The 11,097-nt window shown below is 43.9% G+C and carries 12 protein-coding genes; all 12 read left to right on the plus strand.

Annotated features, from left to right (window positions below; all coding sequences use genetic code 11):
- Positions 1–270: 270 nt before the first annotated feature.
- Complete coding sequence (gene umuD / locus Q8O92_02420) at positions 271–696, plus strand: translesion error-prone DNA polymerase V autoproteolytic subunit (GenBank protein MDP2982169.1); 426 nt, start codon at positions 271–273, stop codon at positions 694–696.
- 136 nt (positions 697–832) lie between these two features.
- A complete protein-coding gene (locus Q8O92_02425) occupies positions 833–2,095 on the plus strand; it encodes a Y-family DNA polymerase (GenBank protein MDP2982170.1) in 1,263 nt (420 codons plus the stop codon).
- A gap of 150 nt (positions 2,096–2,245) precedes the next feature.
- Positions 2,246–2,470 (plus strand): addiction module protein, encoded by a 225-nt coding sequence (locus Q8O92_02430; GenBank protein MDP2982171.1) that lies wholly within the window; start codon positions 2,246–2,248, stop codon positions 2,468–2,470.
- Positions 2,470–2,781, plus strand: coding sequence for a type II toxin-antitoxin system RelE/ParE family toxin (locus Q8O92_02435; protein MDP2982172.1), 312 nt, complete (start codon positions 2,470–2,472; stop codon positions 2,779–2,781). The genes Q8O92_02430 and Q8O92_02435 overlap by 1 nt, the downstream gene beginning before the upstream one ends.
- A 39-nt stretch (positions 2,782–2,820) precedes the next feature.
- A complete protein-coding gene (locus Q8O92_02440; protein ID MDP2982173.1) occupies positions 2,821–3,369 on the plus strand; it encodes a hypothetical protein in 549 nt (182 codons plus the stop codon).
- 1,330 nt (positions 3,370–4,699) lie between these two features.
- Positions 4,700–4,894 (plus strand): hypothetical protein, encoded by a 195-nt coding sequence (locus Q8O92_02445; protein MDP2982174.1) that lies wholly within the window; start codon positions 4,700–4,702, stop codon positions 4,892–4,894.
- Entirely contained in the window at positions 4,895–5,494 is a 600-nt protein-coding gene (locus Q8O92_02450; protein MDP2982175.1) for a LexA family transcriptional regulator, read from the plus strand.
- A 515-nt stretch (positions 5,495–6,009) separates the two neighbouring features.
- Positions 6,010–7,416, plus strand: coding sequence for a DnaA N-terminal domain-containing protein (locus tag Q8O92_02455; GenBank protein MDP2982176.1), 1,407 nt, complete (start codon positions 6,010–6,012; stop codon positions 7,414–7,416).
- A 19-nt stretch (positions 7,417–7,435) separates the two neighbouring features.
- Positions 7,436–8,395 carry an AAA family ATPase gene (locus Q8O92_02460; GenBank protein ID MDP2982177.1) on the plus strand — a complete coding sequence of 320 codons (960 nt, stop codon included), beginning with the start codon at positions 7,436–7,438 and terminating at the stop codon, positions 8,393–8,395.
- A 217-nt stretch (positions 8,396–8,612) separates the two neighbouring features.
- On the plus strand, positions 8,613–9,968 hold the full coding sequence (locus tag Q8O92_02465; protein ID MDP2982178.1) for a DnaA N-terminal domain-containing protein: 1,356 nt from the start codon (positions 8,613–8,615) through the stop codon (positions 9,966–9,968).
- Between the two features lie 95 nt (positions 9,969–10,063).
- Positions 10,064–10,318: a hypothetical protein gene (locus Q8O92_02470; protein MDP2982179.1), complete on the plus strand. Its 255-nt coding sequence runs from the start codon at positions 10,064–10,066 to the stop codon at positions 10,316–10,318.
- Positions 10,319–10,321: 3 nt separating this feature from the next.
- Positions 10,322–11,097: hypothetical protein (locus Q8O92_02475; protein ID MDP2982180.1), on the plus strand; the 776-nt coding region annotated here is incomplete at its 3' end.

Genomic DNA, 11,097 nt, shown 5'->3' on the forward strand with positions numbered 1-11,097 from the left:
CATCCCCCCTTTTTAAGGGGGGAAACATATTGGCAGGCAGTATCTTACCCCCTTAACAAGGGGGTCGCCGCTTTATGCGGCGGGGGGATTTTGTCTTTAGAGCATATAAATAGCATGGCATATTTGTCGCCAAAGAAAAAAAATGGGGGATGGCCAGTTTTATTAAACCTCTTGACAAGGATAAAATCTTACACTATATTATTTCTTACACCTGACGCCGCCGGAATTTTCCGGTACAGACGGTATCGCTTTCACGGAGCAGTGCAGACTATGCTGGTTACCAGAGTTCTTTCCCCCATCTCCACAGCCGATTGCCGCCAGCCGCTGTTCATGGCCAGGGTTCCCGCCGGGTTCCCCTCCCCTGCCGATGATTACCTGGAGGGAAATCTCGATATCAATACTTACCTTATCAAGCACCCCTCGGCCACCTTTTTTGTCCGGGCGGTCGGCGACTCTATGAAAGACACCGGCATTCACACCGGGGATATTCTCGTTGTGGACCGTTCTCTGGAGGCCGGGGACAACACCGTGGTGATCGCGGCGGTAAACGGCGAGCTGACGGTCAAACGCATTCGGAAAACCGACGGCGCCCTGTATCTCGTATCCGACAACATTGAGTTCGCACCCATCCCGATCCATGAAGACATGGATTTTGCGGTCTGGGGAGTGGTTACCAGCGTGATTCATGAATTCTGAAAATCAGGGATTGTCTGAACCGGTGATGCGCGTGATTATCATGATAAAAGATGATTGTTTTATCAGGTATTTATCAGGCTTCTATCATTCGAATCACTGGTTCAGACAGGTTTTAAAAGGCTGATTTGTTAATACTATGTACGCTCTTATCGACTGCAATAACTTCTATGTTTCCTGCGAGCGGATATTCAATCCGCGGCTTAAAGGAAAGCCTGTAGTGGTGCTTTCCAACAATGACGGCTGTGTGGTTGCCCGCTCGAACGAAGCCAAAGCCCTGGGAATACCGCCGGGGATAGCGGCATTCAAAATCCGCCACCTCATCGAGAGCGGGGAGGTGTATGCGTATTCCTCGAATTATTCGCTCTACGGCGACATTTCCCGGCGGGTCATGGAAACGATGGCGCAGTTCTCGCCGGAGATCGAGGTGTATTCCATCGACGAGGCATTTCTGAAACTGGCCGGTTTCGGGCATCTCGACCTGACCGAGTACGGCCGCACCATGCGCGCCACGGTAAAAAAATGGGTCGGCATGCCCATATCGATCGGGATCGGGGAAACCAAAACCATCGCCAAGATAGCGCAGCGCATCGCCAAGAAGTCGAAAAAAGCTGATGGCGTGCTGAATCTGGCCGGTTCGCCGCACCTGGAACACGCGCTCGCTCTGACCGGGGTGGAGGACGTCTGGGGTGTGGGGAGGAGCTACACCCGCTTTCTGAAGAAAAACGGGGTGGAGACCGCACTCGATCTCCGGAATGCGGAAACCGGCTGGGTGAAAAAGCATATGGGGATTGTGGGAGTGAGGATTGTCGAAGAGCTTCGCGGGATCCCCTGCCTCACTTTGGAGATGTGCCCGCCGCCCAAGAAAGGAATCACGGTGTCACGGTCTTTCGGGAAACTGGTGGATTCGCTCGGCGGCATGCAGGAGGCGGTAGCGGCCTACGCCGCCCGCGCCGGTGAAAAACTGCGCCGTGAGCGCCTAGCCGCCGGGGCGCTGATGATCTTCATCATGACCAACCGCTTCCGCGACGAGCCGCAGTACACGAACTCCACCGCGATGGAGCTGCCGGTTCCCACCGCCTGCACCCCGGAGCTTATCCAGTACGCCCTCATCTGCCTCGACCGCATATACCGTAAGGGATACCGGTTCTACAAGGCGGGGATCATCCTCGATGCCCTGGTTCCCTGGGGCCGGATTCAGACCGACCTTTTCGACGCCCGCAACCGTGACCTTGACAAGCGCCTCATGTTCGCACTCGATGAAGTGAACGCACGTCACGGCGCAGGCGCCCTCACCTTTGCGGTTACCGGGATTCAGCGGCCATGGAAAACCAAGTTCAACCGACGCTCGCCCCGCTACACGACACGGTGGGCGGAACTGGCGGAGGTGGTGGTAGGGTGAATTCGGCGCAGTAATTAACTGCAAAATAAAATGATTTTGAAAGCCGTAAAAAATTATCTAAATTATCGAAAGTGTAGCTCGTTTGCTTAATATTCTCATAGTGTATGGGGCGGCAAAACCAAAGAAAATCCAGAAGGAGCAATAACAGATATGAAACACAATGCGGCTGAAATCTACAAAGAGGCTCTTGAACTCCCTCAGGAAGCGCGAGCCGCCCTTATCGGTTCGCTGCTTGATAGTCTGAATGAAGAGATGGATGAAAACGCCGAGTCTCTTTGGGAAGCGGAGATCCTGAAGCGTATCAGGGAACTTGATAAAGGCACTGCGAAGACCATCCCCTGGTTCGAAGTTAAACATCATCTTATGGTTCGCTAATGTCTTCTCGAACTGTGGTTTTTCACTCGGAAGCGGTCGCAGAAGCCAAAGCGGCGGTGCAATGGTATCGTGAACGAAACATCACAATTGCCGATGCGTTTCTTTCCGAGATGGATTCCGCAGTGGAAAGAATATCCGAAACGCCGGAAAGATGGCCTCTATACGTTCACAGAACACGAAGATTTTTATTCCGGCGATTCCCCTTTTTTATCGTCTATCGAGAAAAGTCCGAGACTATCGAGGTCATCGCTGTCACCCATTTCAGGCGAAAGCCTGGTTACTGGAAAAACCGCTCGCAACCTGTTAGTTGAAACAGATATGTAATTTATTCGGGTAATTGAGGCTATACAATGTCCTTTCCCGTAAACAGCAAAGAAGAAATAGTGGCTCGTATTTTTTTTGGGGCGAGGTCCCAAATTTCAGAGTTCGGGGTGAAAAGCATCGGGCTACTTAGTGCACTAATATATATAATCTTAACATTTCAAACCATATCAGCCTCTGCACAGGGTTTAGAGAGCCAAAGGCATGATGTCAAGCAACTGGATAAAACAGAATATGTGCAAACTTATACAAATTTTACAGGGCTTGCAAAACCAGCACTTTCCCAGCAAGATTCATTGCATATATTCAACCCTTTTATACAACCAAATGACTCAACCTTAGTCGCTTATGGAAGCGGAGACGCAAATAAAGACAATAAAATAGACATAGAAGATTACAAGACAATACAGCTAATGCTCGGCAAAAAGACAACAGACCCACAATTAGAAGAACTAATGCAAAAGACAGGTCAAAATGTAGATTATACTACAAATGAAACTCCCCGCCGCAAGCAGCGGGGTATCTTGTTAGGTTTATTCTTTTCAAACGCCGCAAGCGGCGGGGAATTTAACCCATAGAGATTAAATCCCTGCTCGGAAGCAGAGAGTTTGACAGGGCAGATGGAGATGGAGATGGAGTAATAACACAGGCAGATGGAGATTTAGTTTTAAAATATATCAATAAAGAAATAGCATACCTCCCAGGTCATTGGAACAAGCTTCAAACAAAGCAGGAAAGAGAAGCATGGCTGGATAAATGCTTAAAGATAGATTGGACAAGCAAGGTTCTTTATAATTATCCTGATTGGATTTGCTATGATTTTACAAATCAATTAATTATAAATTTATCTGGTTTAAATTCAAATATTCCCAATATTACATTTCCTTCAAAATTTAACATAAAAGATATCGGTAGATTTAATCTTCCTATTTATGGAATATCAATTTTTAGTCCACCAAATTTTGGGCACTCTGTAAATGCAGTTTTAGTTGGCGATAATCCTTTAAAATAGGAAGATTTAAATCCTGTTGAACCACAAAATGATAGTAAACTAAATATTGGAGATTGGGATTTACCAAAAAATAGCGTAATAGCACTATATGCTTATTCTAGTTTTAATCAAAATGGAGGAATTGGAGCGATAATTACAAACTTCTCAATCGACTCAAACGGCAACTCCACTTTAACATACGCAAACCCAAATTTAGTTCTAATAAGACCCATAATTACTTCTGTTAAAGATGATAAAAACAGGCCAATTCCTTTTCCTAACCCAAGTCTAGCTCAAAACTACCCAAATCCATTTAATGGTTCAACAATAATAGAATATTCTATTCCAAAATCAGAAAAAGTTTTACTTGAGGTCTTTAATATGCAAGGACAAAAGTTAGAAAGCTTGGTAAATAATGAACTCCAAACAGCAGGACCACATAGAACTAGTTTTAAGTCAGGAAAATATGCTTCTGGATTGTATTTCTACAAGCTTCAGGCAGGTATGTATTCTGAGACAAAAAGAATCATAGTGATGAAATAGAAATGATCCCCTTGCCTTCGGCATCCTCACTTATAAGTATGGAAACGCGCTGGCAGGCAATGAGTTATCCCCTTCAATAAGGGGGTCGCCTTTTAGCGGCGGGGGGATCTTAATAAAAACATTTTTTCTTGACATTGCGTCTCGATTTATGTAAAATATGACCATCTCCGCTCCAGGCGGAGACACAATGCACTTAACAGGCGAGCGTGAGAGAGCCTCCGTCAAGGAGGCTTTCTCATTTTTACGCAAAATATACAAGATATAGTATTTTGTCAAAGATTTTATACATGCCATAGTATAATATTTTTTTACTCCCCCAAAGGTTTTCCAGTCTAATTCTTTGCGCTACCGTTCGTTTGGCTTCTGATGTTTTCGTGAAAATAATTCTTGACAAACCATTGTTAGCTTTATATTTTATGCATGTGGGTGAATTCCCGCATCAACCTGAAAAGAAAACTCCAGGAGCGGCAGCGAGTGCTAATGAAGAACGCCGTCTTGAGAAAGAACTCGAAGCCAAGAAAAGACGCGACCGTCTCCGGATTCGGAATATCGTAACTGAGGAGAAATGAATGGAATTAAAAGACAGACTTGCATACCAGATGAAAAGGCGCGAGATAGCTAATGCAGCAGAACTTTCGAGGCAAACCGGACTCACACAGGTGGCCATACGCAACTACCTGCGAGGGATCAAAGTACCCAATTCCCAAGCGCTGGTCAAACTCTCACGGGCGCTAACCACCACTACCGATTATCTTTTGACCGGAACTCCGAGCCGCCCCGATCGAATTCCTCTGCTTTCAAAAATCCCGGGAGGAAACCCCGTCGCCTGGTCTGATGGGGAATATCCTGCCGGGTTTGGCGAAGAATTCCTTGACCGCGGCGAGGTTACAGATCCCAATGCTTTTGCGCTCATCGTAGACGGCGACAGTATGAGTCCCCGGATAAATTCAGGAGATATCGTCATTATCTCGCCTAACACTCCAGTTATCAATCGCTCAATTGCTGCAGTGGCGATCAACCGTGAAGAAAGAACTCTGAAAACAGTAATTTTCCTGCCGAAAGGGAAAATTCTTCTGCAGCCGGAAAATGAAAAATATCCCCCGATAGTTCTTGAAGAAAAACAAATAACTTTCATAGGCCGGGTAATAGAACGCCGTCAGAAACTGTAAAAGAAACCATGCTATTTATACATATATAGACTCTATACCTCATTTAATATACAATAATTGATAGTTATCTCATCAAAATACATATAAAAAGTTCTTGACAAGGGTTAATACTAGAAATATACTATAGTTTCAAATGAATCAGGTCGTATAAACTATATTACAGGTATTCATTAAGAATATTTTACACTTTAAAATATACTATTTGTAACGAATTATCAAGTTTATAATCAAAACTCCTGCAATAATATAGGATGACTGAATTTATTTAAAAAGCGAAATCAAAAAAACGATAAAATAATAGCACGGTAAAATATAGAATGTTAAATTCTGACATGGTATAAAATGCTATAGCATATTATTATTTGTTGATATTTATACGTGTAATACATAATTGAGTATTTATACAATAACAATTATTACCAGGGTCTTAAACACAATACCAGAAATTATATTTATCATTCGATATTTTATAGAAAACCGGCACCGGCTTCTGCCGCGCTCCTGTGAGACTATATATGGCTGACAATTTCGATTCCAATGTGGCTCGCCGCAAACCCAATATAGCCGAGCGCACCCGTCCGATACATCCATGGGACATTTCTCCCGACTCATCCCAAAATCTGTCGAAAGACACTCATGCTCCATTTGTGCTATCAGAAGAAGCTTTGGGCCCTATCAACACTGAAGCCTCAATCAATACCGCTGTTCCTGATATATTACCGGAGTCTTCATTACCCGAAACTGTTCCAGTTAGTTCCGAGCCTATATATGCCCGTAAAAATGATCTTTCTGATGCAATTAACATACATTCCAATTTTTGCAAACTTGATAACGATGTAACAGATTATCTTTTTGCTAAACTCTCTCCATCAGCCCAATCAGTTTATTTACGCCTGTACCGTCAGTCTTTCGGCTGGAACCGTAACTGGGCGGCAGAGAGTCTCCCCAAACTGACAAAGTCATGCAATCTCTCCCTTCAGACAGTGAGGAAAGCCATACGGGAACTGGAGCAGCTGGGATGCATTCGGAAAGAATTCAGTGATTATCATAAGGCTACTGTATATCGTATATATTTGCCCTCCGAAATCGGAATGGGTAAATATGGAAAGCATAAAAATACCACAAAATATAATAGACGTCAAAATAATAACATACCAAATAATAATATTGTTGATTCGGATATGCTATATCGAGAAGCCAATGAAATAGATCTCAATAACAAACCTCCAGATGCCGTGCATTTCGACGCTTTCATTTACTCGCATTATTTCCCTGAAATTCATGTGGCAAACATTCTTGAAACCGGAGGCGCTCTTCCTCATAATGTTTCCCATTACATCAACGATACAAATCTTTCGCTGGCGGTTGAAACGATAGATGAATTCTATGAATCCATCGGATACAGCATCGTTTCGCGGTCTCAATACCGAAAATCGCTTCTCGATTACTTTGACCTTGTAAAATCCGGATTCACCCAGGATGACATTCGATATGCGGTAAGGTGGACCTTTAAAAATTCACGGTCCCGGCCGGATAGTTTTTCTCTGATAAAACATACCATGCATCTGGCCATGGATGATTACATAAAAGAACTGAATCCTGTTACAGATTCAACTTTTACAGCAGAAAAACAAGAAGCCGTGCGAAGAAATCTTCCGCGTAATAACCTTTCTGTATCAACATTCTCTGCCGAAGATATGCAGCTCTGGCAGAAAATTGCAGAAGATTTAAAAAACTCTCTCAACGAACAGTCTTTTATTGCCTTTATTCAGCCGCTTGTTCTTGTTGAAGCGCAGAGTGATAAAGTTGTATTAAAGGCTTTACCCGAATCTTCGACCTGGGTACAAGATCACTATCTGGATATTATCCGTCAGGCTTATCGTGAAAAAAGCGGAAGAGAAATCACGGTAACGATTATATAGGTTTACATAGGGGAAAGCCATGAAAGATGGTCGCTATACGATCGGTGAATTTGCCTCGCTTCTTGGTATATCAAAAGCGGTGATCTATAAATGGGAAAAGGAAGGCAAAATTAAGAAGGCACAACGAATCAAGCGTGGAAAAACCATGTACAGATTCTATTCCGCCGATGATATCCGCGAAATACGTTCGAAAATGAACCTTATTTCTCCCGCTCCCCGCAAGCGAAAACAATTATTTCTTAATTTTAAAGGAGGCACCGGGAAGAGTGTAATCAGCGCCAATTATGGTTATCGTCTTGGCCAGCATGGTTTTAAAGTGCTCATGGTTGATTTGGACCCCCAGGGACATCTAACCAAATGCCTGGGCTGCAATCCTGAATCCTTTTCTAAGACTCTTTATAATGTTATTGTAAATAAAAACCCTATTCAGAGTGTAATAACATCAACTGCCCTTTCCACCCTTGATTTGATACCGGCAAATCTCGGACTTTCACCAATTGAGCTTTCTCTTACCAACCTTCACGCTCGTGAATATAAACTTCGGAGGGCTCTTGCCGATATTGAGGATGCCTATGAAATTATCATTCTCGATGCTCCCCCGAATATCGGACTTTTGAATCTGAATGCAATTCTTTCAGTGGACGATCTTCTTATTCCTGTATTGGCTGATTTTCTCAGTTATGACGGCTTGAAAATTCTCTTTGAAACGTTGAGAGATATCGAAGATGATTTTGAATTCATACTTAAGAAGATCCATATTTTTCTCAATCGCTATAATGAAAGCATGAATATCTGCATTCGAAGCCGTGACGCTATCCGGAAAAATTATTCTGAATTTGTCTGCGAAACGGTTATCCGCCAGAACACCACGTTATCCGATGCAACAGCACTGGGAAAATCCATATTTGAATATGCTCCTACTTCACGAGCTGCTGTTGATATCAACCGTTTGGTAAATGAAGTATTTGAACTGCAATAATATTTATTAGAGTGTTATATTTTGATATGGTATTTATTACTATGGTTATTATTATTTTTGTATTATTTGTGTGTTATGTTTTGTTATTATTGATAATACTATGGTGTTATTTTGACTGGTTGTTTCTTTATCGTTATTTTGTTTCACTTACTTTTGTGTCTCCTAAGACGGTTTCATTGTCTGCTTTTACACTCATAAGCTTCTGTGAGGTCAGACCATGGCCGACAACTTTGATTCCAATGTGGCGCTTCGTAAACCGGATGTCTCCGAGCGTTTTCGTCCTGCTCACCCCTGGGATATTTCTCCGCATGCCTTCGAAACAGATTCTGAACCTGACCATGAACGTGCGACTCCCGAGCATCTCGTTTCAAGTAAAAACAATCTTTCCGATGTAATCGACATTCATTCCAATTTCTGCAAACTGGACAATGATGTTTCCGATTATCTCTTTGCAAAACTCTCTCCCTCCGCTCAGTCGGTATACCTTCGTCTGTACCGTCAATCATTCGGCTGGAACCGTAACTGGGCGGCAGAAAGCCTGCCAAAACTTACCCGGGCATGCAACCTTTCCCTGCAGACTGTGAGAAAAGCCATACTGGAATTAGAGCTTTTAGGCTGCATTTGCAGGGAATTCAGCGACTATCACAAGGCTACAGTTTATCGTGTTTATTTGCCCTCTGAAATAGGGATTGGCAAAAATTCTTCTGCAAAGAATACCATTGCTTTTATTGGGGGTCTATATTCTAACATTCTCCCAATGCAGGATCATTCCAGGTCTTCTCAAAAATTATTCGATAAGAATTTACAATTTCTAAATTCCAAACGTGAAGAAAATAAAGGGGGGAGGGATCGATTTTTAGAGGTCAACAGGATTGATTCTGGAGGTCAAAATTTTTCTATACAATCTCTATATTTTTCCGGCGCAAGCATTTATAACATCCTCGAATCCATGGAACCCTTTCCTAAAAACATATCTAAATATATGATAGATACACACCTTGCGCGCGCGGTATCCTCAATCGACGAATTTTATGATTCTATCGGATTTGGCGTAGTTTCCCGTGCTCTTTACCGCAAGTCTCTTCTTGACTATTTTGAGCTTCTTGATTCCGGTTTTTCTCATGATGATATACAGTATGCCGTGAGATGGACGTTTAAAAATTCACGGTCCCGACCGGAAAGCTTTTCTCTGGTTAAACATACCATGCACCTGGCTCTTGATGATCTAATCCGGGATTTGAAAAATGTTTCTGGAGAAAAGGAAATTGCTCGTATAAAAAAGGAAAAGGTTGATCATATCCTTGATCGTGAGAAACAAGCGCTTAAGAGTACCATCTCCTCTGAAGAGATGCAGGTATTTAAGAAGGTGCTTGCGGACTTGAAAGATACTATGAACATGTATTCCTATCAGGCGTTTATTGAACCTCTCCGCCTGATGCAGGTGGAAGGAGAACGCATTGTGATCTTTGCACCCCCGGATTCGGTATCCTGGGTGAAAGATCACTACAGTGACCGAATAAACGAAACCTACTCCAGACAAACGGGAAGAGATATTGTAGTGGAGATACACTAACTATAAGGGACAAATACAGATAGGACCGAAGGTAAAAAAAGACAGGAATAAAGGTGGGGGAAATGAAGGGGAGTTGGAGTCATCCCGGGGGAAAATTGCGGGAGCTTAGTTCAGGCAGATTATCCGAGAGCGAGCTGCTAGCCATACTTATCTCAACGGGGATAAAAGGCAAACCGGCTCTCAGGATTGCCGAGGAAGTGATTGCACTCTATGGCTCGCTGGAAGGATTGGCGGATAAACCTCTGGAAAAGCTTCTTGAGATAAAAGGGCTTTCTGATGTGAAGATAATCCGTATCGCGGCAGCATATGAGTTGGCAAAAAGGGTACACACACAACGGGATGGGCGTTAGAAAGTGAAAAAAGCTTCCAAATTAGCGGAAAAAGCTGTTCGTTTTGCCGATGGACGGGCAAGCATCTGGGAGCCTGAAATATCTGCATATCTTTCTGAGATAGAAAAGATGCAGAAAGAGCAGGCCCGTTCTCATCGTTTCACCGCCCTGGTGCAAAAGCTCCTGCATGTGGAGCCGGGTTTCATCGATTCCTGGTGCGCAGGCATAGAGAGTTCGGTAAAGGTGCGGGAGAAGGACCGCATCCTCCGGGGAGAGGTGGACAATCTTTTCGGCAATATAATTATTGAATTTGAACACGCTCTTCCCAAAAACCGGAGCGAGGCGGAGGAGCAGCTCAAACGGTATACCGCCATCCTGTGGTCGAAAGAGCCGCCGTCCAGGCGCACACCGTATCTCTGCATCGCCGCCGATGGCGTCAGATTCGTTGCCTACACGCCGTTGCCGGCAAATCCGGAAGCGCAGGGTATATCGCCGGATGATGTCACTCTGGTGGTATTGGAAGAATGCGACTGGAAGAAGCTGAATGCGGAGGAAATTTTTTACTGGCTGGACCGGTATTTCTTACGTAAAGAGATACTGCATCCAACCGGCGAATCAATAGTAAAAGATTTTGGACTGAAGAGCCACGCCTTCCAGGCCGCTTCCCATGACTTACTAAGCCTCTGGAATACGGTCAAATCCGAAAGCTCTTTTGGGGTGGTCTATGAAAGCTGGGGAAGCTATCTCCGCATCGTCTACGGCAGCGATATCGGAGAGGATGCTCTTTTTATACGTCATAC

The sequence above is a fragment of the Candidatus Latescibacter sp. genome (assembly GCA_030692375.1).
GTDB lineage: Bacteria > Latescibacterota > Latescibacteria > Latescibacterales > Latescibacteraceae > JAUYCD01.